General features: G+C 62.7%; 26 protein-coding genes and 2 tRNA genes. 13 read left to right on the top strand and 15 right to left on the bottom strand.

Annotated features, from left to right (window positions below; all coding sequences use genetic code 11):
- Position 1: 1 nt before the first annotated feature.
- Positions 2-1,606, bottom strand: a complete 1,605-nt coding sequence (locus HXX15_RS08875; RefSeq protein ID WP_296515162.1) for a carboxyl transferase domain-containing protein — start codon at positions 1,604-1,606, stop codon at positions 2-4.
- A 213-nt stretch (positions 1,607-1,819) separates the two neighbouring features.
- Positions 1,820-2,125 carry an ETC complex I subunit gene (locus HXX15_RS08870; RefSeq protein WP_296515160.1) on the bottom strand — a complete coding sequence of 102 codons (306 nt, stop codon included), beginning with the start codon at positions 2,123-2,125 and terminating at the stop codon, positions 1,820-1,822.
- A gap of 211 nt (positions 2,126-2,336) precedes the next feature.
- On the opposite strand from HXX15_RS08870, the gene HXX15_RS08865 reads away from it, so the two are divergent.
- Entirely contained in the window at positions 2,337-3,515 is a 1,179-nt protein-coding gene (locus tag HXX15_RS08865) for an OpgC domain-containing protein (RefSeq protein WP_296515158.1), read from the top strand.
- Positions 3,516-3,562: 47 nt separating this feature from the next.
- Here the strand turns inward: HXX15_RS08865 and HXX15_RS08860 are convergent.
- The 5 genes from HXX15_RS08860 to HXX15_RS08840 all read right to left on the bottom strand — a co-directional run bounded on the left by HXX15_RS08860 (position 3,563) and on the right by HXX15_RS08840 (position 6,740).
- Positions 3,563-3,639 (bottom strand) — tRNA-Pro (locus HXX15_RS08860).
- Positions 3,640-3,720: 81 nt separating this feature from the next.
- Positions 3,721-4,143, bottom strand: coding sequence for a DUF192 domain-containing protein (locus HXX15_RS08855; protein ID WP_296515156.1), 423 nt, complete (start codon positions 4,141-4,143; stop codon positions 3,721-3,723).
- 258 nt (positions 4,144-4,401) lie between these two features.
- Entirely contained in the window at positions 4,402-5,067 is a 666-nt protein-coding gene (locus tag HXX15_RS08850) for a cold-shock protein (RefSeq protein WP_296515154.1), read from the bottom strand.
- Positions 5,068-5,266: 199 nt separating this feature from the next.
- The gene (locus HXX15_RS08845; protein ID WP_296515153.1) at positions 5,267-6,028 is read right to left on the bottom strand and encodes a Sir2 family NAD-dependent protein deacetylase; all 762 of its coding nucleotides are present in this window, start codon (positions 6,026-6,028) and stop codon (positions 5,267-5,269) included.
- A 382-nt stretch (positions 6,029-6,410) separates the two neighbouring features.
- Positions 6,411-6,740 carry a hypothetical protein gene (locus HXX15_RS08840; RefSeq protein ID WP_296515150.1) on the bottom strand — a complete coding sequence of 110 codons (330 nt, stop codon included), beginning with the start codon at positions 6,738-6,740 and terminating at the stop codon, positions 6,411-6,413.
- Between the two features lie 98 nt (positions 6,741-6,838).
- On the opposite strand from HXX15_RS08840, the gene HXX15_RS08835 reads away from it, so the two are divergent.
- On the top strand, positions 6,839-7,288 hold the full coding sequence (locus HXX15_RS08835; protein ID WP_296515148.1) for a VOC family protein: 450 nt from the start codon (positions 6,839-6,841) through the stop codon (positions 7,286-7,288).
- 286 nt (positions 7,289-7,574) lie between these two features.
- Here the strand turns inward: HXX15_RS08835 and HXX15_RS08830 are convergent, their stop codons facing one another.
- Complete coding sequence (locus HXX15_RS08830; RefSeq protein ID WP_296515147.1) at positions 7,575-7,832, bottom strand: PilZ domain-containing protein; 258 nt, start codon at positions 7,830-7,832, stop codon at positions 7,575-7,577.
- Between the two features lie 295 nt (positions 7,833-8,127).
- Here HXX15_RS08830 and HXX15_RS08825 point away from each other — a divergent pair.
- The 6 genes from HXX15_RS08825 to HXX15_RS08800 all read left to right on the top strand — a co-directional run bounded on the left by HXX15_RS08825 (position 8,128) and on the right by HXX15_RS08800 (position 11,862).
- Positions 8,128-8,202: transfer RNA gene (locus tag HXX15_RS08825), tRNA-Glu, on the top strand.
- Between the two features lie 159 nt (positions 8,203-8,361).
- Positions 8,362-8,859 carry a hypothetical protein gene (locus HXX15_RS08820; RefSeq protein ID WP_296515145.1) on the top strand — a complete coding sequence of 166 codons (498 nt, stop codon included), beginning with the start codon at positions 8,362-8,364 and terminating at the stop codon, positions 8,857-8,859.
- A gap of 270 nt (positions 8,860-9,129) precedes the next feature.
- Positions 9,130-10,128, top strand: coding sequence for a hypothetical protein (locus HXX15_RS08815; protein ID WP_296515143.1), 999 nt, complete (start codon positions 9,130-9,132; stop codon positions 10,126-10,128).
- Between the two features lie 11 nt (positions 10,129-10,139).
- The gene (locus HXX15_RS08810; protein WP_296515140.1) at positions 10,140-10,304 is read left to right on the top strand and encodes a hypothetical protein; all 165 of its coding nucleotides are present in this window, start codon (positions 10,140-10,142) and stop codon (positions 10,302-10,304) included.
- A gap of 36 nt (positions 10,305-10,340) precedes the next feature.
- Complete coding sequence (locus HXX15_RS08805) at positions 10,341-10,961, top strand: tyrosine-type recombinase/integrase (RefSeq protein WP_366558588.1); 621 nt, start codon at positions 10,341-10,343, stop codon at positions 10,959-10,961.
- Between the two features lie 328 nt (positions 10,962-11,289).
- Positions 11,290-11,862, top strand: a complete 573-nt coding sequence (locus tag HXX15_RS08800; RefSeq protein WP_296515136.1) for an HdeD family acid-resistance protein — start codon at positions 11,290-11,292, stop codon at positions 11,860-11,862.
- Between the two features lie 26 nt (positions 11,863-11,888).
- Here HXX15_RS08800 and HXX15_RS08795 read toward each other — a convergent pair whose 3' ends face one another.
- The 6 genes from HXX15_RS08795 to HXX15_RS08770 form a co-directional block, all read right to left on the bottom strand.
- The gene (locus HXX15_RS08795; protein ID WP_296515134.1) at positions 11,889-12,170 is read right to left on the bottom strand and encodes a hypothetical protein; all 282 of its coding nucleotides are present in this window, start codon (positions 12,168-12,170) and stop codon (positions 11,889-11,891) included.
- A gap of 137 nt (positions 12,171-12,307) precedes the next feature.
- Positions 12,308-12,505, bottom strand: coding sequence for a hypothetical protein (locus tag HXX15_RS08790; RefSeq protein ID WP_296515133.1), 198 nt, complete (start codon positions 12,503-12,505; stop codon positions 12,308-12,310).
- A gap of 7 nt (positions 12,506-12,512) precedes the next feature.
- Entirely contained in the window at positions 12,513-13,601 is a 1,089-nt protein-coding gene (locus HXX15_RS08785) for a lysine-2,3-aminomutase-like protein (RefSeq protein WP_296515131.1), read from the bottom strand.
- Positions 13,598-14,644, bottom strand: coding sequence for an EF-P lysine aminoacylase EpmA (epmA, locus tag HXX15_RS08780; protein WP_296515129.1), 1,047 nt, complete (start codon positions 14,642-14,644; stop codon positions 13,598-13,600). Before epmA ends, HXX15_RS08785 begins: the two co-directional genes overlap by 4 nt.
- Before the next feature lie 31 nt (positions 14,645-14,675).
- On the bottom strand, positions 14,676-15,023 hold the full coding sequence (locus HXX15_RS08775; RefSeq protein ID WP_296515126.1) for a hypothetical protein: 348 nt from the start codon (positions 15,021-15,023) through the stop codon (positions 14,676-14,678).
- Complete coding sequence (locus HXX15_RS08770) at positions 15,020-15,253, bottom strand: AbrB/MazE/SpoVT family DNA-binding domain-containing protein (RefSeq protein ID WP_296515124.1); 234 nt, start codon at positions 15,251-15,253, stop codon at positions 15,020-15,022. The genes HXX15_RS08775 and HXX15_RS08770 overlap by 4 nt, the downstream gene beginning before the upstream one ends.
- A 384-nt stretch (positions 15,254-15,637) precedes the next feature.
- Between HXX15_RS08770 and efp the strand changes: the two genes are divergently transcribed.
- The 5 genes from efp (at position 15,638) to HXX15_RS08745 (ending at position 20,753) form a co-directional block, all read left to right on the top strand.
- Entirely contained in the window at positions 15,638-16,204 is a 567-nt protein-coding gene (gene efp, locus HXX15_RS08765; protein ID WP_296515121.1) for an elongation factor P, read from the top strand.
- A gap of 217 nt (positions 16,205-16,421) precedes the next feature.
- Positions 16,422-18,008 carry a M23 family peptidase gene (locus tag HXX15_RS08760; RefSeq protein ID WP_296516886.1) on the top strand — a complete coding sequence of 529 codons (1,587 nt, stop codon included), beginning with the start codon at positions 16,422-16,424 and terminating at the stop codon, positions 18,006-18,008.
- Positions 18,009-18,081: 73 nt separating this feature from the next.
- Positions 18,082-19,065, top strand: coding sequence for an ABC transporter substrate-binding protein (locus tag HXX15_RS08755; protein WP_296515120.1), 984 nt, complete (start codon positions 18,082-18,084; stop codon positions 19,063-19,065).
- A gap of 75 nt (positions 19,066-19,140) precedes the next feature.
- Positions 19,141-20,370, top strand: coding sequence for a lytic murein transglycosylase (locus tag HXX15_RS08750; protein WP_296515117.1), 1,230 nt, complete (start codon positions 19,141-19,143; stop codon positions 20,368-20,370).
- 92 nt (positions 20,371-20,462) lie between these two features.
- Positions 20,463-20,753, top strand: coding sequence for a hypothetical protein (locus HXX15_RS08745; protein WP_296515115.1), 291 nt, complete (start codon positions 20,463-20,465; stop codon positions 20,751-20,753).
- Positions 20,754-20,871: 118 nt separating this feature from the next.
- On the opposite strand, the gene HXX15_RS08740 is transcribed toward HXX15_RS08745, so the two are convergent.
- The gene (locus tag HXX15_RS08740) at positions 20,872-21,645 is read right to left on the bottom strand and encodes an acetoacetate decarboxylase (RefSeq protein WP_296515112.1); all 774 of its coding nucleotides are present in this window, start codon (positions 21,643-21,645) and stop codon (positions 20,872-20,874) included.
- Positions 21,646-21,657: the final 12 nt, after the last annotated feature.

Below are 21,657 nucleotides of genomic sequence, written 5' to 3'. Positions count from 1 at the left end.
ATCACATCCTGAACAGGCCGAACTTCGTCGGCTCGATCGGCGCGTTGGCCGAGGCCGACAGGCCGAGGCCGAGCACCAGCCGCGTATCGGCGGGATCGATCACGCCGTCGTCCCACAGCCGCGCCGTGGCGTAATACGGACTGCCCTGGGTCTCGAACTGCTCGCGGGTGGGCGCGCGGAACGCCTCCTCCTCCTCGGTCGACCAGCTGCCGCCCTTGGCCTCGATATTGTCGCGCCGCAGGCTGCTCAGCACCATCGCGGCCTGCTCGCCGCCCATCACCGAGATCCGCGCATTCGGCCACATCCAGAGGAATCGCGGACTGTAGGCGCGGCCGCACATGCCGTAATTGCCGGCGCCATAGGAGCCGCCGATCACGATCGTGAATTTCGGCACGTTGGCGGTGGCCACCGCCGTCACCAGCTTGGCGCCGTCGCGGGCGATCCCGCCCGCTTCATACTTCTTGCCGACCATGAAGCCGGTGATGTTCTGCAGGAACACCAGCGGAATATTGCGCTGGCAGCACAGCTCGATGAAATGCGCGCCCTTCAGCGAGCTTTCGCTGAACAGGATGCCGTTGTTGGCGATGATCCCGACGGGGTAGCCCCAGATATGGGCGAAGCCGCAGATCAGGGTCTGGCCATACAGCTTCTTGAACTCGTCGAATTCCGAGCCGTCGACCACGCGGGCGATGATGTCGCGGACGTCGAACGGTTTGCGCGCCTCGGCCGGCACGATGCCGTAGAGCTGCTCGGCCGGATACAGCGGCTCGCGCGGCTCGCGCATGTTCAGCGCGGCGCGGGCCGGCTGCTTCAGCGTGGCGACGATCTTGCGGGCAATGCCGATGGCGTGGGCGTCGTTCTGCGCATAATGGTCGGTGACGCCGGATTGCCGCGAATGCACGTCGGCGCCGCCGAGTTCCTCGGCTGTCACCACCTCGCCGGTGGCGGCCTTTACCAGCGGCGGTCCGCCGAGGAAGATGGTGCCCTGATTGCGCACGATGATGCTCTCGTCCGACATCGCCGGCACATAGGCGCCGCCGGCGGTACAGGAGCCCATCACGATCGCGATCTGCGGAATCCCGAGTGCCGACATCTGCGCCTGGTTGTAGAAGATCCGGCCGAAATGCCGTTCGTCGGGAAAGATCTCGTCCTGCTGCGGCAGGAAGGCACCGCCCGAATCGACCATGTAGATGCAGGGCAGATTGTTCTGCCGTGCGATGTCCTGCGCCCGCAGATGCTTCTTCACCGTCATCGGATAATAGGTGCCGCCCTTGATGGTGGCATCGTTGGCGACGATCATGCACTCGCGGCCCGAGACCCGGCCGATCCCGGTGACGACGCTGGCCGAATGCACGTCACCGCCGTACAGGCCATGCGCCGCCAGCGGCGACAATTCCAGGAACGCGGTACCGGGATCGGTCAGCAGATCGACGCGATCGCGCGCCAGCATCTTGCCGCGCGAAGTATGTCGGGCGCGAGAGACCTCGCCGCCGGCGCCGGCGACGCTGCCGAGCTTGTCGCGCAATTCGGCGACCAGCCCGCGCATCGCCTCGGCGTTGCGGGCAAATTCGGTGGAGCCGGGATCGATGATGGAATGGAGCGACATGGCTGTCCGGTCTTTTGCGCTGCAGCGTTGCAGCAATTGGCCAATGGTGACACTGCGCGGCGGTCGGAGGCAACCTGACTTGGCGAAATCTCAGATTGCGGCTGCGAGACGGAAACCGGCTTGCGCTAAGGCGTCGACCGGATCAGGACGGCGGTCAGTCAGCCGACACCGACGAAGCCAGGACCGGTCGGACCAAGCCCAGCGGGTTCAAGCCTAGTGGGTCCACGGCTCGTCGCGACGGAACGCAAAATTGTCCGAATAGGCTGCTCGGCGACGCACCGGCACCTTTGGCTCAATCACCTGATAGGGAATGCCTTCGCGCTCGCAGTAGGCGACCGCATCTTCCCGCGTGTGGAAGCGCAGCGTCAGCTGCTGGCGCATGTCGCCGGACGAGGTCCAGCCCATCAGCGGCTCAATCACTCGTGGCTGCTCCGGCTCATAGTCGAGCTGCCATTCCCTGGTCTTGGCGGTGCCGGATTGCATGGCGTTCTTGGCGGGCTTGAAGATCCGTGCGGTCATGGAATGATGAGCCTGTTGACGATGCGACATTGCGGCGGTTTGGCGAAAACGGCAGGCATATTATATCGTGATCTGTCAGGATGTTTTTGTGATTCCGGCGCCGAGCAGTTTCGTTTCCGAGTTTGGTATATTCCGTCTATAGCGTCGTGACAATCGCGACCGAACGCCGGCCGACGCCGGTCTCCGGCCAACCCACGGACCAACGGATCCCATGGAAATTCAGGCCATCCTCCCCTCCAAGGGACGCGACCTCCGGCTCGACCTGTTTCGCGGGATCGCCAACTGGGCGATCTTTCTGGATCATATCCCGGACAATGTGGTGAACTGGATCACCACCCGAAACTACGGCTTTTCCGACGCCGCCGACCTGTTCGTCTTCATCTCCGGCTACACCGCGTCGTTCGTCTACGCCAAGATGATGCTGGAGCGCGGCTTCATCGTCGGCGCGACGAGGCTGACCAAGCGGGTCTGGCAGCTCTATGTCGCCCATATCATCCTGTTCGTGATCTACATTGTGTCGATCGGTTACGTCGCGCAACGCTACAGCGACCCGGACATCATCCATGAATTCAACGTCGCCGGTCTGGTCGACAATCCGATCGAAACGCTGCGCCAGGGATTGCTGCTGAAGTTCAAGCCGCTCAATCTCGACGTGCTGCCGCTCTATATCGTGCTGATGGGGCTGTTTCCGCCGGTGCTGTGGTTCATGCTGCGCCGGCCCGGCTTCACCATGCTGGCGTCGCTGGGACTGTATTTCGCCGCGCGGTTTTTCGACTGGAATCTCGCCGGCTATCCCTCCGGCAGCTGGTACTTCAATCCGTTCTGCTGGCAGCTGCTGTTCGTGTTCGGCGCCTGGTGCGCGCTCGGCGGCGCGGTGAAGTCGCGAGCGATCATCAATTCGCCGATCACCTTGTGGTTCTGCCTCTTCTATCTGGTGTTCGCCCTGATAATGACCATGGCGGGCCGGTTCCCGGCGTTCGGCGAGATGTTTCCGTCCTGGCTGTTCGACGTCTTCAATCCCAACGAAAAGACCAATCTGCCGCCGTACCGCTTCCTGCACTTCGCCGTGATCGTCGTGATGGTGATCCGGTTCGTGCCGAAGGAATGGCCGGGATTGGAGTGGCGAGGGTTCGATCCGGTGATCAAATGCGGCCAGCAATCGCTCGCGGTGTTCTGCGTCGGCGTGTTTCTGTCGTTCGTCGGCCATTTCGAACTGATGATGAGTTCGGGCTCGCTAGCGGCGCAGGTGTTCGTCAGCGTCACCGGAATCGCGATCATGACGCTGGTGGCCTACTACATCTCCTGGTCGAAGCGGCAGGACAAGCCGCCGCCGAAGCCGGTGAAGAAGCCCGAGCCGGCGCCAGAACGGATCGGGGTCAGGCAGTCCTGAGGCGATGCGATCGGGACCAGGCACGGCGGCAGCGCCACGGGCGGTGATGGTCGGGGCACAAGGATTCGAACCTTGGACCTGCAGTACCCAAAACTGCCGCGCTACCAGGCTGCGCTATACCCCGATGTCTTGACGTGTCGCTGGGAGCGTTGTCGATACACGCTTAAGTCTCCCCCAGCAAGCCGCGGTTTCGACACCCGTTCAATCAGCGGCCGTTGAACAAGGGATGCGCGACCCGGTCGCCAGGCACGATGCCGTATTTCCTGGCGGTGCCGGCGATCACCTCGAGCACGCCCTTAGCCGGCGGCCCCGACGGAATGGTTTTCAGCGATTGCGGGACGGTGTCCTCCGCGATCCGCGAGATCCGGCCATCGGCGCGGATGAAGATCATGTCGAGCGGGATGAAGGTGTTCTTCATCCACATCGTCACCGGCTGCTCCGGGCTGAAATCGAACAGCATGCCGTGACCGTCGGCAAGCTCCTTACGGTACATCAGACCGGTCTCTTTTTCCTGTTCGGTGGTCGCCATTTCGACCGAGAAGATCTGCACCCCGGACTTGGTGACGATCTCCAGCGTCTGGATATCGGCGGCGCGGGCACCGTTTCCGGCAATGGCGAGAACCAACATCGTCGCTGCCAGCGCTGCCCATAGAAGCCCCCGGCCGGCACGCAAAACTCCACGGCTCCGCATCAAATCAACCCGTCCGTTAGCCACAAACCATGCATAGTGAAATCTTTGCCTGAGGATCGTGGCAAAGGCCAGACCTTCGGCATGGGCTAATCCGGCGATTTCGAGCTGAGCGTTACGGCAGGATTCACAAAAACGCGATGAGCAAAATTGCTCACTCCAGCAACGATGGCCACGGCACCATCCCGCACGACGGGGCTAGTGCGACGACAACCCGGGCGCGCCGGCTTCCGGCTGAATCTCGGCCGCCATCATCCCCTTGGAGCCGGGTCCGAACCGGACCAGCACGAACTGGCCGGGCCGCAACTCGGTCATGCCGTAGCGGCGCAGCGTTTCCATGTGCACGAAGATGTCCGGCGTGCCCTCGCCGCAAGTCAGAAAGCCGAATCCGCGCAGACGGTTGAACCACTTCACCTGCGCCCGTTCGAGGCCGCTGGTCGGCGTGATGTTGACATGGGTGCGTGGCGGCAACATTTGCGCCGGGTGGATCGCGGTGGACTCATCCATCGAAACGATCCGGAAAGCCTGATAGCCCTTGGCGCGCTGAACGCACTCGACCACCAGCCGGGCGCCCTCATAGGCCGTCTGATAGCCGTCGCGCCGCAGCACCGTGACATGCAGCAAGACGTCGGGCCAGCCATTGTCCGGCACGATGAAGCCATAGCCCTTTGAGGCGTCGAACCATTTGATGATGCCGCTGATTTCCACCAGGTTGGCCGCAGCATCGCCGAGCCCGGCGAACGGGTCAGCCATGCTGTCGCGATCAGGGCTTCCCGAAAATTCGCCGGCCCCGTGCCTAGCTATACCGGTGCCGCTCAATGGCAGTGCGCCCGGCCTTTTGGACTCAAACCCGTCCGACCCCATGAACCCGGACCCCACACATCAATTACAACCCGCTGTCGGTGTGACAACGGCGTCTAGCGGGTCCTTCCCTAAACAACTCAGGATAGCGCCGCCGCGAATCTCATGTGCAAAGATAACACCGTCGTCCGCGTCGCAAAGACAAAAAACGAACACTTCTGTAACTATGAACAGACTTGAGTACCTGCGAATCATACGAGGATCAGTTGCCGACAAACGGCCCCAGCGTCTCGCCGATGTCGTAGCGGATCACCAGATCGGCGATCTCGTCCTGCTCGGTGGGCTCGTTGTTGATGATCACCAGCTTCGCACCGCACTCCTTGGCGAGCATCGGAAACCCGGCCGCGGGCCACACCACCAACGATGAGCCGATCGCCAGAAATAGATCGCATTGCTGCGCCAGTTCGGTGGCCCGCCGCATCGCATCCTGTGGCATCGCCTGCCCGAACGAAATTGTCGCGGTCTTCACCGGTTCGTCGCACGCTGTACAATGCGGCGCGTAGCCGGTCCGCGCGAGCCATTCTTTGACCCAGGCGAGTTCATGGCGTTTGCCGCAACCGATGCAGCGCGCGTAAGTGGTGTTACCATGTAGTTCGACCACATGGTCGCCGGCCACGCCGGAGGCCTGGTGCAGATTGTCGATGTTCTGGGTGACGATCGCCGGAATCTTGCCGGCCTTGTAGAGCGACGCCAGCGCGCGGTGGCCGCGTCCGGGGCGCGCTGCGGCGAAGGTCGGCTCCATCGCGAAGCGCCGTCGCCATGCCTCGTCGCGGGCATCCTGTCGGGCGACGAATTCGTCGAAGGGAATCGGCCGGTTGCGGGTCCACAGCCCGCCCGGCGAGCGAAAATCCGGGATTCCTGATTCGGTCGAGATCCCGGCCCCGGTGAAGGGAACGATCACCGATGCCTGCGCGATCATGTCACCGAGCAGATTCACCCCGCTGCGAAGATCCGGCGCGATCATTGATTCAAGACCCGAAACTGTACGCGAGCCATCGCAGTTTGAGGCGCGCGCCGCAAGACCGACCAAAGCATCACCGGTAACGGAATCCGCATGGCACCCGACGTGCCGACTTTGCGAGCGAAATTGTCTCGACCAAGGCGGATTGCATAAAAACGCAGCCACAGTTTCTTGAATTGCACGCGGCCGTCAACGCGACGATATTGGCCGCCTCTGCGGAAGACCTCCTCCCAAAAGAGCCCTTTGCCCTCCAAGGCGGGGCTCTTTTTCGTTGTCGGGGCTGTGGTCGATGCGGCGTGCCGTCGCGTCCCATGCAAGGCCAGCCGCAACGAAGCGGGCCTTCGTTCGGCCTGGAGCCCAATCCGCACCCGTTCGTTCGATTTCGTTAAGCATCATCGAGCGCGATCTCGAGCCACGCCGCAACGCAGCCGGAACCCTCGCGCCCTGAGATGCTTGATCCGTGCCTGCTGTCGCGGGCGAGGAACAGTTCATGAATCCATGGAGTGAATATCTCAGAGCTCAGGCCGTGCTGGCCGAGCGCATTTCGAAGACCATGTCCACACAGGACATGATGCGCGAGTTCGAGGGTTACGCCGAAAGTTTCCGGCGCGATGCCGATGCCGAAGACAAGATGCCCTGCCACCTTCGATCCAAGCCGATCGACTGAGCGGTTGCGCGCAACGCCACGGCAAGAGCCAAATTCCTTGCCTGCCATCCGCAGCCTCGCCCTGCCCCAAGCCCAATTTTCCTGCTATTCAGCGCGCCGGCACGTCTCGGAAAAATCAGATCGTGCCGGTCAGGGAGACAGGAAACATGCGTTATCTGCACACCATGCTGCGCGTCCGCAATCTCGACGCGGCGCTGAAATTCTACGCCGATGCGCTCGGCCTCAAGGAAGTTCGCCGCATCGACAACGACAAGGCGAAATTCACGCTGGTGTTTCTGTGCGCCGCCGAGGACGAGGCCCTGCTGAAGCAGGTCAAGGGACGCGGCGCGCCGCTGGTCGAACTGACCTACAATTGGGACGAGGAGAAATACGGCGAGGACCGCTATTTCGGCCACCTCGCCTATGAGGTCGACGACATTTACGCCACCTGCGACCGGCTGATGAAGCTCGGCATCACCATCAACCGCCCGCCGCGCGACGGCCAGATGGCGTTCGTCCGCTCGCCGGATCTGCATTCGATCGAATTGCTGCAGAAGGGCGATGCGCTGCCGCCGCAGGAGCCGTGGTCGTCGATGCCGAACACCGGTCACTGGTGAGCGTTTCGTTCCACAACCAATTTCGGTCGTCGCACTCACTCCAGAAACTGTCAGTCGCTATGGAACGACCCGCCAAACCTGGCGTTCCATTGCGATAAGGTCGTTGTGACCAGGTTATTGGAGGTGAAATATGGGACGCGGACTTCTGCTCTGGCTGCTAGGCGTGCCAATTCCGGTGATCATTCTGCTCTGGCTGTTCTTCGGCCGCTGATCAGAATTCGCCGTCCTGCAATGGGCTTCGCCGCGTGGCGGAGCCCGTTTGCATCTGTGCGCACAAGCGCGACAATTAGCGAACGAACTTGACGCCAAGCGTCTTGCCGCGTCGCCACACCACCTCGCAATTGCGCCCGGTCCGCGCGTCACGCGAGAACGCCAGTCGCAACTTAGGGCCAAGCGATTGCGCCTCATCGACGGTGACCTTGGCGCCGGCGGTCGACAGATCGACCACGACGCAGGGCCGGGCCGCGAATCCCCCCTCGAGGGTGATCCAGCCGCTCTGGCGCACCGACTTGCGCGCTTCACGCTTTTTGCCTGCGACTGCCATTGGATTCTCCGTTCCGTCCCTGTCCTATCGCCCCGGCATTGAAAAAGCGTTGCATCCGGCTGCGAAACAGCGAGAGCCGGCTCCGGCTTTTTGCCGTCGACCGGAATGGCCCAGATGACTTGCCCGGCCGGACAAACGCCACTATACGTTCGCGCGCTGTCGTCGGTTGGGATCGCAAGATTCCGCTTCGGCAGCCGTCGGATAAACGTAACACGTTGATTCGACTTGGATAGTTTGTACGGCCGTGCGAAACGCCGCCCGCGACCCGGTTTGGTCGCGCCTGGGCTGGCGTCTTGCTCCCTTCGTCTATCGGTTAGGACGCCACCCTTTCACGGTGGAGAGAGCGGTTCGATTCCGCTAGGGAGCGCCAAAAAATGCGCAAAATCAAATACTTGAGTGATAGTGGGCCACGGTAAGCGACCGCTGGAATACAGGCTTTTCCGCATGCCTGTGACCCACTCTTTCGATGATCGACCATTAATGCCAGTTGTGCATTGAGGCGGCGCAATGCTCAGTTGCGTTTCGTTCGTTGTACTACGTCATCAATCCAGCGGAGGGTCATGGGGTGGTTGGATTTGGTGCGCTTGGCGAGTATGCGCTTGGCGAAGCGCCTCCTCTTGATGAGCGTGATTTGCGCCCAAGGAAGGTTTTACTGTCCGCCGTTCTGGACGACGTTGCGGACCAGCTCACGCAGCTGACCGAATTCGGCCACAACGGGCCGCCTGTCGACAAGCCTCTGCCGCTTACGGTCGAGGAGATAGATGAACTCCGCGGCGCTATTGCAACGCTCAAAGCCCATTCGATCCAAGCTCCGCACGACCAAGCAGCGATCGCCAGTCTTGGACTGCTCAAAACAGTCGGAAAGAAGCTCGGAGACTATGTCGATTCCCTTCTCGGCAGCATGGCCAAGACGGCTGGCGAGGAGCTGGTCAAATGGGGGGTTAGGTGCGGAGCGTTCAAGCTGATGATCGATTGGGCTGCTCAACTGGCTCAAACCTGCCTGCAGTTGCCTGGGCCACCAAGCTAACGCTTTTGCAAACCGAAGGTCGGGAGTTAAATCCTCTCAACCGGCACCACAAAATCCCAAACAATCAAAGCGTTCTACGAGTTCTCCGATCTTATGTAGCTATCTCTCGTGCATTTGCTACCTAAGGCCGGAGTTTTCAGGGTAGGCAAAGTCGGCGAAATCGGCGGCAGAATACGGTTTCGCCAGGACCGAAAAAGATCATCTGTTCCCGTCGCGTTCCGGAAGGCTCTGCGGGCGACGCATAACAAGAGCCGGGGTTGGTTTTTGCAGATGACTGATTTCAACAAGATGGGGGAAACCTACGAGCTATACGCCGAAGCCCCACAGTGGGATGGCTATGGAGTGCTCAAGCCAGGGGCAGTCGCTTTGCTGAATGGACTCCGCGCGGAGATCCAGGAACGACAGAAACTCGGTTCGAACGATGCGAAGTTCAAGAGAATACTACGTTTGATAGCGCGGCTCGACGGGACACTTCACCATAGCAGACAAGCCCTAATTCATCTCCATGATATCGTCATCGCGCCGAGATCCGGACCCTACGCAAGGCCAGCGGTGACCCCTCCGGTGATGATGTGCTTGCGACCGCGCGAACTCGCGATAGAGCTCGAATCAATCCTGTTTCATGCCGCCGCGGCGCTGGACAGCGCAGCCAAAGTCATTGAAGCGACGATCGTCGGCTATCGCTTTGTTGACAGCAAGGGAAAGTCGAAGACGACCTATTTCTCCAACGTGCAGCATGGAGTTAAACAGGCTCTCAAGTCGGATGCCAGAGCTCAGCTTATTATTTCGCTCCTCGATGAGTGCTCGCCGCACCTCTCCGACGTCCTACTCTCTGTAGGGCGTAAGACGATGCGAAATTTCATTGCTCACGAAGGAAGCGCTCAGGAATTGATCGACACTGAATTCACCATCCACTGGCTGCAGAACGGAGCAATACTCCGCTTCGATCAGGAACTCTACGGAAGGCCGATGATGAGCGGCCTGAGATCGGTTGTTTGGACAGCCACCTATTTCGTGGCCAAGGCAAGTGCGATTCTTCTGACCTGGGATAAAGAAAAGCCCAGCGGCGCCAATTCGGAAGACTATTGGAAGGTTGGACGCGAAACGTTCGAGCCAACGTGGGCGAGTCCCTTCATCAATTGGCGTGACTATTTGTCGACCTCGCCCGAAGACCAAGTGTTTACTGTTACCAGTGCTAACGAGTCAGATGTCACGCTCAAGGAGGTTCGGCTAAATAAATCGGTACTTGAGAAGGCGACGTTTTTCTAACGGGATAGGAAATGCCCGAAGAGGCGATCGAGGTCATGAGAGATCGCAAGGCGGAAAACTCCATCGACGCTGCAAATATGCGCGTTAAGGCGATCCGCCAGCTGTACAAATGGGCAGTGTCCGTGAAGCCGGGCAAGCTCGTCGCGCGCAACACCGCCAAAAACGTCGAGCTGTAGCAGCGCGTCGATTCCGGCGGTCACCACACCTGGACAATCGAGAAGATTGAGCGCTTCAAGCTGCGCCACCGGATCGGCACCAAGGCGCATCTGGCGTTGATGCTGTTCCTGCTGCTAGGCCAGCGGATCTCGGACATCGCCAAGCTCGGCAAGCAGCATATCCGCAAGCCCGAGCACGTCAGCCCTGAACTGCGCCGGACCCACCCGGGCCGCTGGCTGGCCTTCCAACAGCACAAGAACCGCAACAAGAGCCCGGTCGACCTTGTAATCCTGATCCTACCTGAGTTGGAGGCGGTGCTGGCCGGGTCGCCGTGCGGCACCCTGACCTTCCTCGAAACCGAGTTCGGCCAGCCCTACACGACCAAGGGGCTTGGCAACTGGAGGGCCGACAGGTGTATCGAGGCGAAGGTGCCCGGCCGCGCCCACGGGCTCCGCAAGGCTGGCGCGACCATGGCTGCAGAACGTGGTGCAACCCCGCATCAGTTGGTGGCGACCTTCGGTTGGAAGACCCTGCAGCAGGCCGAGCTATACACCAAGAAGGCGAACCAGCAGCGCATGGCAGCCTGCGCCATGAACTTGGTCTCGTTGGGCCAGATCGTGAACGGATGTGACCCACTTTCCTCCCCGGTGGGAAAAGTTGGGTCACCCAGCAGCTAAAAGCGCAACGAAACCAACGCGCGTTTTTGCTGGTGTCGCTCCGCTAGGGAGCGCCACCACTCAACCGAAATTCAGAGCAGTTGGTTTCCGCCATTTTAGCACTCCGACCGGCTCGCCAATGCGCCCGATCGAAAGACCCTTGTTTGGATCGATGTCGATCGGATTCGCCGTGTCATGTTTTCCGGCTAAGATCGAATGTGGCTCTACCGGCTGGACCCGCTAGGTCGCCGTCATCGAGCGATATGGTTCCGATGCTGGCGAACAATTTGGACACTGCCGCGTTTGCGCAGATGATGCCGCGATCAATTGACGGCACAGGAGAATTTCGATGACGCTTCCCGACGATCCCGCAAAAATCCAGGCCCAATTGGACGCCGCCATTCAGGGCCATTGGAAGGCCTTCTTGTTCGAGGGCATTCTGCTGGTGGTTTTCGGCCTCGCCGCGATCGTGCTGCCGCTGCTGGCGAGCCTCGCCATCACCATCCTGCTGGGCTGGATGTTCCTGATCAGTGGCGTCGCCGGGCTAGCATTCAGCTATTGGGCGCGCCAGGCGCCGGGGTTCTGGTGGTCGCTGGCCTCCGCCGTGCTGGCGCTCGGTGCCGGCTTCGTGCTGCTGGCGCGGCCGCTGGAAGCCACGCTGACACTCACCATCGTGGTCGGTGCTTATTTCATCGCCGAAGGCATTGCCACCATCATGTACGCGCTGGATCATCGCCGCGAACTGTCGGAGCGCTGGGGCTGGATGCTCGTTGCCGGTTTGATGGACCTGGTGGTGGCATTCATCATCATCACCGGCCTGCCCGGATCGGCAGCCTGGGCGATCGGCCTGTTGGTCGGCATCAACCTGCTCTTCGGCGGCACCACGCTGATCGGCCTCGCGCTCGCCGCGCGCAAGGCCTGACCGACAAGCGCCGGACTGCCGTGGCGTCAGCAGCCACGGCAGATGCCTTTGATCTTGCGATCGAGCAAAGCGTCTTCCGCATCGAGCTTGTTCAGGGCCTTGGCATCCGCAGTCTCAGCCGCAGTCGGCCGCGGCTGCCGGTGACCGACCGGGGCGGCGGGAATCACCGTTCGGCCCTGGGTCGAAGACGGCTTGATTGGCGGATTCGAAGGCTCGCTGTTGGGCCAGTTCATGGTACCGCTCTGCGCGATCGCCGCGGCGCCGCCCAACAGGATCAAAACGCCCGCCGCTCCGATCAACCTCTTCATCTCATTCTCCCAGTCCAAAGATAACCTTGCCGCGCATTCCGTGGATTTGCGGCGGTCGGGACGATCGGAATCGGCTCAAGCTATCTTCTGCCGCACGTTGTTTCAACAAACCGGATCTCGGTTTGCAACCAAATCATCTATCGGGCGCGATCCGGCAGCTCGATCGTCGCGCAGTTGCGGCGGCCTTGCGCCGTGCAATCCTGCACCCTGCGCACCTCAGCCATGCTGCTCAGCAGCCAGATACCCGCCCCCACCAGCAGCACGAAGAATCCGAGCAACACTACATTCTCGGTGGTCCGGTTGCCGTCGTCCTGCGGTGGCTCTGAGTCGGACATCCGGTTGTCACGTCTGCGGCGGATAGAGATGAACATCGCCACAATAGTCCATCACACGATAGCGCGACTCCGTCGGCGATTCCTGGTCCCGCATCAAATAATTCGGACCCACCGGGGCCTTGCCGTAGCCGCCGGGAATGTCGAGCACATATTCCGGCTGGCACAGCCCAGACACCCGTCCGCGCAGTTCCCGCATTAGGGCCTGCCCCGCGGCCAGCGTGGTGCGCAGATGCGCGGTGCCGGGTGCCAAATCGCCATGGTGCAAATAGTAAGGTTTGATCCGGCATTCGACGAACGCCCGCATCAAAGCTTCCAGCGTCGCCGCGTCGTCATTGACGCCGCGCAGCAGCACCGACTGGCTGACCATCGGAATTCCGGCATCGATCAGAAGCGCGCAGGCGGCGCGCGCGGCAACCGTCAGTTCGCGCGGATGGTTGGCATGCAGGGCCACCCAAACAGTGGCGCCCTTGACCGACAGCGCGGCGACCATCGCGGCACTGATCCGCGCCGGATCGGCCACCGGAAGCCGTGTATGAATCCGGATGATCTTCACCTGCGGGATCGCCGCCAGTTCGACCATGATCTCGGCCAGCCGCCGCGGCGACAGCATTAACGGATCGCCGCCGGTCAGGATCACTTCCCAGATCTCCGGATGCGCGCGAATGTAGTCCAGCGCTCCCGCGGTCGCTTCGCCCGACAACGCGCTGTCCTTGCCCGGCCCGACCATTTCGCGGCGAAAGCAGAACCGGCAATACACCGCGCAGACATGCACCAGCTTGAACAGCACCCGGTCCGGGTGCCGGTGCACGATGCCCTCGACCGGCGAATGCGCGGCGTCGCCGATCGGATCGGCGCGCTCGATCGGTTCAGCCACCAATTCGGCGGCAGTCGGGATGTATTGCCGCGCGATCGGATCGGCGGGATCGTTCGGATCGATCAGGGCCGCGACGGCGGGCGTCACCGCCACCGCGTAGCGCGCCGCGACCAGCTCCAGCGCGGCGAGATCCTGCGCCGACACCAGGCCACGCGCGACCAGTTCCGCCGGCTGCCGCAACGTCGCTGCGGCGGCACTCTCCAGTTTCTTCACAATGCTCATGCGCGATCGCCCGCCGGCGGCGTCCACACCACCTGATCGATCCTTGTAGCACCCGCCGCCAGCATCACCAGCCGGTCGAAGCCGAGCGCCACGCCGCTGGCTTCGGGCATCGCCGCCACCGCGGCGAGAAATTCCTCGTCGAGCGGATAGCGCTCGCCGTAGCGGCGCTGCTTTTCGTCCATCGCCGCGGTGAAACGCGCGCGCTGTTCGACCGCGTCGGTGAGTTCGCCAAAGCCGTTGGCGAGTTCGACGCCGCACGCATAGACCTCGAAGCGCTCGGCGACGCGTGGATCGTCCGCTTTGGCGCGTGCCAGCGCCGCTTCCGGCGCCGGATAGTCGTGCAACACGGTGAGCCTGCCCTGCCCGAGATTGGGCTCGATATGCTCGACCAGAACCTTGCTGAAGATATCCGACCAGGTGTCGTCGTCGGTCACCCGGACCCAGCGCCGCGCCGCCGCCGCCAGCGCGGCGCGGTCGGGCTGGCTGCCGTCGATCGTGGCCAACAGATCGATCGCGGTGAAGCGATCGAACGCCGCCGCCACCGAGAGCATCTCGGGATCGGCGAGCGGATCGGCGATCCTGCCGCGAAACGAAAACGTCCGGGTCCCCGCGGTCCGCGCCGCCAGCGCGATCACGGCGATGCCATCGGCGATCACCGTCCGGTACGGCGTATGCGCGCGATACCATTCCAGCATGGTGAATTCCGGCAGATGCAGATCGCCGCGCTCGCGATCCCGGAACACCCTCGCGAATTCCACGATCCTGTCCTCTCCGGCGGCGAGTAGCTTCTTGCAGGCGAATTCCGGCGAGGTCCGCAGATAGCGGGTCAGGCGCTCGCCCTCGGCGCTGACGATTTCGGTGCGCGGCGCGTGCAGATGAGTCTCGTTGCCGGGGGAGACCTGCAGGATGCCGGTTTCCACCTCGCAAAACCCCTTGCTCTCGAACCACAGCCGGACGGCGCGGGTGATCCGGCCTCGGACCTGCAGGAATGGCTGCCGATCGAGGTGCTTCGAGGGGTCCCACCAGGGCCGTTGCGCGTTCACGGAGCACTTTCAAGAAACGGATTGCGGATTGTCAGCCCGCCGATGGCGCGGCCATGCGGCAGGTCCTCGCTGTAGAGCGTGTCGCAGCCGGCTTCAATCGCTGGAACGACAGGCTATGATATTCAGCAAGCGATCGCGCGGCGTTGTGCAGGTCGAGCGTAATCGGTTGCGGTGGGTCGACCAGCGATAGCGCGTCGGCAATCGCTTCGGCGATCTCGCGCCAATCCTTGCCGTGCTTGCGTCGCGATACGGAGGTGAATTCGTTAAGCACCTGGACGCTGAGTTTGCCCCCGGTCGCGAACAGCGCGCGCGCCCGGTCGGCCTTCTCGCCAGCCTGCTGGGCATAGACCAGGATGTTGGTGTCGAAGAACGCGCTCACCGTTCGTTAGCTTCGTCGCGATCGAACTTATAGCCCTCGGACAGCTTCCAGTTCCGCGCAGCCATATTGTCGAGCGCCCGCTGACGGCGCTGCTCCCTCGTCTCGACCTCGATGGCGCCGTTGCTCGCCGCAACGACGTTCAGCTCGTCGCCTTCCTTGAGGCCGAGTTGATCGACCAGCGCCTTGGGCAGCCGCACCGCGAGGCTGTTGCCCCATTTGGAAACCAGCATCGACGTCTCCATGATATCCTGAAATTGAATGTATATCATATTACGGATATCATGGCGATTCAACTCCGGCGATCCGGCAGAGTGTCGGCCGGACGACTCATTTGAGGCGCCGGAGGCGTTCCGACTTGGCAAGCGGGGCGTTCCCTTGGTATGTCGGGCCGGATGCCGGAACGGGTCGATGGATTCCACCACCCGTCCAGGCACGATGAGGCTGCGGAGGCGTTTTCATCTCCTGCAGACTGACCGAAAGAAACCTCAGTGGCTGCAACCAACGATATTTCCGGAATGATCCGGAAATGAGTATGTTGCGGCCCGAAACCGCTTCGCAGGCCTCGGGACATATGTCCGGATCGGGCCCGGGCCTGAACGCTAGGAAATCATCCGTTGAAAGTCATCGCCAGTTCTATCCGCAAGGGCAACGTCATCGAGCAGGACGGCAAGCTGTATGTGGTCCTCACCGCCGAGAACATCCATCCCGGCAAGGGCACCCCGGTCAGCCAGATCGAAATGCGCCGTATCAGCGACGGAGTGAAGATCTCCGAGCGCTACAAGACCACCGATCAGGTGGAAAAGGCGACCATCGAGGACCACAATTTCAACTACCTCTATGAGGACGCCGACGGCTTCCACTTCATGAACAACGACAATTACGACCAGGTCCAGGTGCCGAAGGACGTGGTCGGCAATGCCGCGCCGTATCTGCAGGAAAACATGACCGTGAAACTGTCGCTGCACGGCGTGATTCCGGTGGCGATCACGATGCCGCAGCGCGCGACCCTCGAAGTGGTCGAGACCGAGCCGGTGACCAAGGGCCAGACCGCGTCGTCCTCCTACAAGCCGGCGATTCTGTCCAACGGCGTGCGCACGCTGGTGCCGCCGCATATCAACGTCGGAACCCGGATCGTGATCATGACCGAGGACGGTTCCTACGTCGAACGCGCCAAGGACTGACACGACCCTGCTCTGTTGCTTGGCCCGGGCCGGTTGCACCGTCCCGGGCCAAGCCTTGTCAAGCCAAGCCTTGTCGAGAACCTGGCCTGAAGCGGCCTGACGAATGGGCTTGTCGCGCGCAGGAAAACCTCGGTACATTTTCACGCTGACCCTGAGAACGGAGGCGTGACGCAAATTGACCCCGACGACGATCCGCGCGTGGTGTTTTCGGGCCGTTCTGGGCGTTTCATGGATCGCCGGCCTGCTCATCGCCGGCACCGCGCGGCTTGCCGCCGATGAATTCCGCACCCCCGCGGTCTCGGTACTGCGCGTCGACTGGCGCGCCGCGCTCGACCAGCTTCGGAGCGAAATCAACACCCAGCCGGCGATCGCCTCCGCATTCACCTTCACCGGCAAGCGCCGGCTGCGACCGTTCGATCCGCGGCTGATGCCGGCGCTGGTGCAGCTCAACGCGATCACCTCGGCATTCTTCACCGGCATCGGACAAAGCGCGGTGCCGGTGCTGCTGCCGTTCGACACCGCAGCGTTGCTGGAGGCGCGCCGCAGCGGCGCACCGGAGAGCCTGACGCTGGCGCGCTATCAGGCCGGCTTTCGCCCCGCCGAGATGTTCGATGCCGGCCCGGCCGGTTACGACGCGGTGTTCGCGCTGGAGCCCGCAGCCGGCGACGGCATGCCGGCGCGGGTGTTCGCGCAGCCGGTCGAAGTACAGATCACCGGCTCGCTGCTCACTTACGACATCAAGGATCCGCTCGCAGACAAGAGCGAGCCGGCCAAGGCGCTGGCGTCGCAGTTCCCCGATCTGCGCCGCTTCATCCGCGAAGGCTATGTACGCTATGCCTTCACCCGCTTCGGTGCGGCCTATGTGCTCTCGATCCAGTGCCTGGATTCGACGCCGCGGCCGAAGCGAATGGCCTGCCGCGAGGCCTATCCGGTCGCCGAGCGGTTCCTCAAGGCGCTGCGCGTGACCGGCGGCCTGCCGACGCGGCCGCCGATGGATTTGCCCGCGACATTCGCCGAACGGCCGGAGGCGCCGTCGCCCGATTTCAGCTATCGGCCGAGCGGCGATATCATTGCCAATTCGGGCTTTCGCAAGCAGGGCGGCCGCCCCGATCCCACCGCCTATTCGCAGATCCGGTTTCCGCTGGCGAAAGCGCCGGCCTACGCCCATTCGCAGTCGAGCCGGCTGCGCCGCTCCGAACAACCGATGCCGGCCGCGGTCGATGCGGCGCGCGGTGCCGCCGCTTATCCGTGGCAGGACAATTTCTGCGAAAGCCGCAATTTCGGCGTCGGCCAATGCGCCGCCGGGTTCGGCCATCAGGGCCAGGATATCACCGGCTGCCTGCCGGGTAGCGACGGCTGCGACCCAAGCCGGCAGGCGGTGGTCGCGGTGCGCGACGGCGTGCTGATCCGCTCGCCCAAACAGCAGGCCGCGACCTTACAGGTCAACAGCCGGACCGAGCACATCCGGTTTCGCTATATGCACATGGATCCCCGCCGCATGGACGACGACGGCGTGCTCAACGGCCGCCGGGTGTTCGAGGGCGAACAGATCGGCGTGGTGTCGAACTATCTCGACCGCCCCAACGGCACCAGCCGGCATCTGCATTTCGACGTCCAAGTGTTCACGCCCGACGGCTGGCTCTGGGTCAACCCTTACGTCACGCTGGTGTCGGCCTATGAGCGATTGCTTGGCGGCCGCGGCCGCGAATTTGGACGGGCGGCGCCCGACCAGCCGGCGGTGGCTCATGCGGCGCCCACTGAGCCGCCGCCACCGGTCGATCCGGGCGAAGGCAGCGAGAATTAGGCGCGAGTCGATGCGGGCTGCCATCACACGCATCGCTCGGCATTCGCGGTAGGTTGAATGTCCCGGAGGCCGCATGCGACGACGAGACTTCATCATCCTGGTTGGTGGCGCGGCAATCGGCTGGCGGTCGGCCGCTGGTGCCCAACCGAGCGATAGGATCTATCGGATCGGGTATCTCAGTCTCGGCGATCCAGCCGCGGAGGCCACGCGCTTCGACGCGTTTCGGGCGGCACTGGCCGCTCAGGGCTACGCCGAAGGCAAGAACATCGTCATCGAGACGCGCTGGCTCCAGGGACGCAACTATGACCAGCTCGCAGCTCTGGCCATTCAGCTTGTCGATCAGAAGGCGGACGTGATCGTCACCTATTCGACACCCGGCGTTGCTGCCGCCAAGCGCGCGACCACCACTATCCCGATCGTGTTTGCATCGCTGGGCGATGCCGTGGCGGTCGGTCTGGTGTCAAGCCTGGCCCGACCGGGTGGCAATGTCACCGGAACGAGCTATTTCATTCCGGAGCTTGTCGCGAAAAGGCTGGAGTTGCTGAAGGAGGCGATGCCCACGCTGACCAAGGCAGGGGTGCTGTTCAATCCGGCGAACGCCGCAACCGAACCCGTGCTCTCGGCGATGCGCTCGACGGCCCGGTCGCTCGGCATCGAACTGGCGGAATTCGGTGCGCGCGACGTGAACGAATTGGAGCCGGTGATCGCGGCGATGACTGCCGGCTCGGTGCGCGCCTTCGTGGTCGCGGAAGATCCGATGCTGATCTACAATTCGAAACCGATCGCCAAATTGGCGCTGGCCAATCGGCTCGCTTGTTGCGGCTTTCCGGAACTCGCGCAGGCCGGAGGCTTTGCCGCCTACGGCATTGACTTCGTCGAATTGTGGCGTCGCGCGGCGACCTTTGTGGGCAAGCTTCTCAAGGGTGCGAGAGCCGAAGACCTGCCGGTCGAACGGGCCACGAAGTTTATCACCATGATCAACGCGAACGCCGCGAAGACAATAGGCATCGAGGTGCCGACGTCGCTGCTGCTTCGCGCCGACGACGTGGTCGACTGAGGGCATCGCCCATTCCAGGTTCCCACGACGCATTGACCTTTGCCGCCACCCTGCCCTGCCCGCTACACTGCGGCCATGACCGAGATTGATTCCCACTTCCTTCCGACCCGCCGTGCCGTGCTGCAATCCGCGCTCGGCGCCGCACTGCTGCTGCCGTCGGCCGCACTCGCCGCGCCGCCCGGTTTCGACCAATGGCGCGATCAGTTTCGCGCCCGCGCGCTGGCCAAGGGCATCTCGGACGCCACCTACACACGCGTGATGGGCCGGATCGAGCCGGACATGTCCGTGTTCAAACAGATGCAGAAGCAGCCGGAGTTTCACGAGCAGATCTGGCAATACATCAACCGCCGGGTCTCGGACTGGCGCATCATCGCCGGCCGCGAAGCGCTGCGGAACAACGAAGCTTTGTTCACCCGGATCGAGCGCGATTTCGGCGTCGAGCGCGGCACGCTGCTGGCGCTGTGGGGCGTCGAATCCGCATTCGGCGATCCGCTGGTGCAGCAGAATCATATGCGGCCGGTGTTTCCCTCACTCGCCGCGCTGGCCTGGAACGAGCCGCGCCGCCGCGCCTACTGGGAAACCGAACTGATCAATGCGCTGAAGATCGTCGATCGCGGCTGGAGCACGCCGGAAGAGATGCGCGGCTCCTGGGCCGGCGCGATGGGCCATACCCAATGGATGCCGGAAGTCTGGCTCAATGTCGGGATCGACTACGACCGCGACGGCAAGGTGTCGCCGTTCGGCAGGCCCGACGACGCGCTCGGCTCCAGTGCGAAATTCCTGCTCAACCGCGGCAAGTATCCGCGCGGCGAACATTGGGGCTATGAGGTCCGCCCCGCTGGCGCCGCCTCTTCTAGTGGCGGCAAGACCTACGCGGCGTGGTCCGCCGCCGGCGTCAGTCGCGCCGACGGCCAGCCGTTTCCGCAGCCGAACGCCAGCGCCAAATTGTGGGTGCCGGTGCCGGGTGGCCCGGTCTTCCTGATCGGTCAGGCGTTCTACGCGGTGAAGAGCTACAACCCGTCAATGAACTACGCGCTCGCGATCTGCCATCTCGGCGACCGGATTCTCGGCGCGCCGCCATTCCTGCAGCCGTTCCCTGGCTCGGAGCGCGCGCTGACGCTGGCTGAAGTGCAGGAGATGCAGACCCGCCTGACCCGGGCCGGGTTCGATACCGGCGGCACCGATGGCCGGGTCGGCAATGACACCATGAAGGCGGTGAAGGACTATCAGACCAAAATGGGCCTGTTGCCGGCAGACGGCTATGGCGGGCTGACGGTGCTGGCGCGGCTGCGGCAGGGGTCATAATACCGACGAAAAGTCAGGATGCGGAGCACGGGGCCGCGTGGGATAATGCCCCGCCTTGTCGCCGTCCCATCGCCATCGCGGGAATCGAAATCGTGACCGACGTCCCCAAACAAGCCGAGACCTTCGAGGCACCGCTCGACGAGATCGTCTGGAACGCCGCGTTCCGCCGCGGCTTCGCCGAGGTCCGCTCCGGACGCCATCCGCGCTTCGACGACGAAGTCGTGTTCCAGGACGGGCTGGCCTGGGTCTATGAATGGGGTCGGCAATTCGCGATCCTGGCGCCGCCCGATCTGCCGCTGGTGCTGCCCGACGAAGGCGCGCTCAATCCGCAGGCGGTCGAACTGTTCAAGAGCTTCGTCAACCAGGGTGAGATCTGCCGATAGCATAATCTCATGGTGCCGCGCTCGCCGACCACGTCGCCGGGCGGCGACGTCATGCCGGTGAACAGCCGGTTGTGGCATCGCCGATGCCACCGCATCAGATCGCAAATCGCGCCGTCCGTTATTCGGCGGCCTCGGCCACGTCCTTGCCCTGCTTGTTGTAATCGAACACGACGCGGCCATAGGGCAAGGTCAGATCGGCGAGGAAATGGTGGGCGCTGATCATGCGACGGACCGGGAAATCCGCCACCGGCGCATTGACGTGGGGCACGAGATGGAGCCGGCCGGGTCCGATCCAAGATCCCTTGACGACGATGTCTGTGACGTTGATGGCCACCAGTTGGCAAACCTCGGCCCGGCCGTCGACGCCGGGAATCAATTTCAGGTTGACCTGGGTTTTCGACAGTATCGCGCGGGTCAGATCGCCATTGCCGGCCATCGAGGCGTGTTTGTAACCCATCGTTCCCATCGCGACCTGCTGGCCGGAATATTCCAGCGTGCCGATCAGCGTGTCCTTCACGACCTCGAGCTTCGGGTGGGCGTATTTCTTCGGAAAACCCCAGATCTCCCGGCCGGCCGCGATCGGCGGATCGTCGTCGAGATACATTTGTGAAACGAAATTGACCTCTTCGCCCTGAAAACGGGCTGGAATCACAAGTCCGGATTCCGTGTAGCTACCAAAGCCGGAACTGTCCGGCATATTGATCCACTCATAATGCACGATCGGATTTTCGGAGGGTTCGAGCGGTTCCGGCAGGCCGGCGCGGATCAGGTCCGAATCGGTCTCGTAGGTGAGCACCAGGAATTCGCGATCGACGAAATGATACGGGCCCGCCGGATAGCTCGGCCCGGCCATCGGCATCGACGGAATCTTCAAGACCTCGCTTTGGCGCACCAGGAAATCCTT

The organism is Rhodopseudomonas sp., from assembly GCF_013377015.1.
In the GTDB taxonomy this organism is placed as follows: Bacteria; Pseudomonadota; Alphaproteobacteria; order Rhizobiales; family Xanthobacteraceae; genus JARJEH01.
Note: the sequence above shows the minus strand (reverse complement) of the source record. Positions and strands in the feature narration are given on the sequence as shown.

Coding starts and splice junctions, on each gene's coding strand:
- HXX15_RS08875 (WP_296515162.1), bottom strand. CDS start 1,606: ATGTCGCTCCATTCCATCATCGATCCCGGCTCCACCGAATTTGCCCGC.
- HXX15_RS08870 (WP_296515160.1), bottom strand. CDS start 2,125: ATGACCGCACGGATCTTCAAGCCCGCCAAGAACGCCATGCAATCCGGC.
- HXX15_RS08865 (WP_296515158.1), top strand. CDS start 2,337: ATGGAAATTCAGGCCATCCTCCCCTCCAAGGGACGCGACCTCCGGCTC.
- HXX15_RS08855 (WP_296515156.1), bottom strand. CDS start 4,143: ATGTTGGTTCTCGCCATTGCCGGAAACGGTGCCCGCGCCGCCGATATC.
- HXX15_RS08850 (WP_296515154.1), bottom strand. CDS start 5,067: ATGGGGTCGGACGGGTTTGAGTCCAAAAGGCCGGGCGCACTGCCATTG.
- HXX15_RS08845 (WP_296515153.1), bottom strand. CDS start 6,028: ATGATCGCGCCGGATCTTCGCAGCGGGGTGAATCTGCTCGGTGACATG.
- HXX15_RS08840 (WP_296515150.1), bottom strand. CDS start 6,740: ATGGCAGGCAAGGAATTTGGCTCTTGCCGTGGCGTTGCGCGCAACCGC.
- HXX15_RS08835 (WP_296515148.1), top strand. CDS start 6,839: ATGCGTTATCTGCACACCATGCTGCGCGTCCGCAATCTCGACGCGGCG.
- HXX15_RS08830 (WP_296515147.1), bottom strand. CDS start 7,832: ATGGCAGTCGCAGGCAAAAAGCGTGAAGCGCGCAAGTCGGTGCGCCAG.
- HXX15_RS08815 (WP_296515143.1), top strand. CDS start 9,130: ATGACTGATTTCAACAAGATGGGGGAAACCTACGAGCTATACGCCGAA.
- HXX15_RS08810 (WP_296515140.1), top strand. CDS start 10,140: ATGCCCGAAGAGGCGATCGAGGTCATGAGAGATCGCAAGGCGGAAAAC.
- HXX15_RS08800 (WP_296515136.1), top strand. CDS start 11,290: ATGACGCTTCCCGACGATCCCGCAAAAATCCAGGCCCAATTGGACGCC.
- HXX15_RS08795 (WP_296515134.1), bottom strand. CDS start 12,170: ATGAAGAGGTTGATCGGAGCGGCGGGCGTTTTGATCCTGTTGGGCGGC.
- HXX15_RS08790 (WP_296515133.1), bottom strand. CDS start 12,505: ATGTCCGACTCAGAGCCACCGCAGGACGACGGCAACCGGACCACCGAG.
- HXX15_RS08785 (WP_296515131.1), bottom strand. CDS start 13,601: ATGAGCATTGTGAAGAAACTGGAGAGTGCCGCCGCAGCGACGTTGCGG.
- HXX15_RS08770 (WP_296515124.1), bottom strand. CDS start 15,253: ATGCTGGTTTCCAAATGGGGCAACAGCCTCGCGGTGCGGCTGCCCAAG.
- HXX15_RS08755 (WP_296515120.1), top strand. CDS start 18,082: ATGCGACGACGAGACTTCATCATCCTGGTTGGTGGCGCGGCAATCGGC.
- HXX15_RS08750 (WP_296515117.1), top strand. CDS start 19,141: ATGACCGAGATTGATTCCCACTTCCTTCCGACCCGCCGTGCCGTGCTG.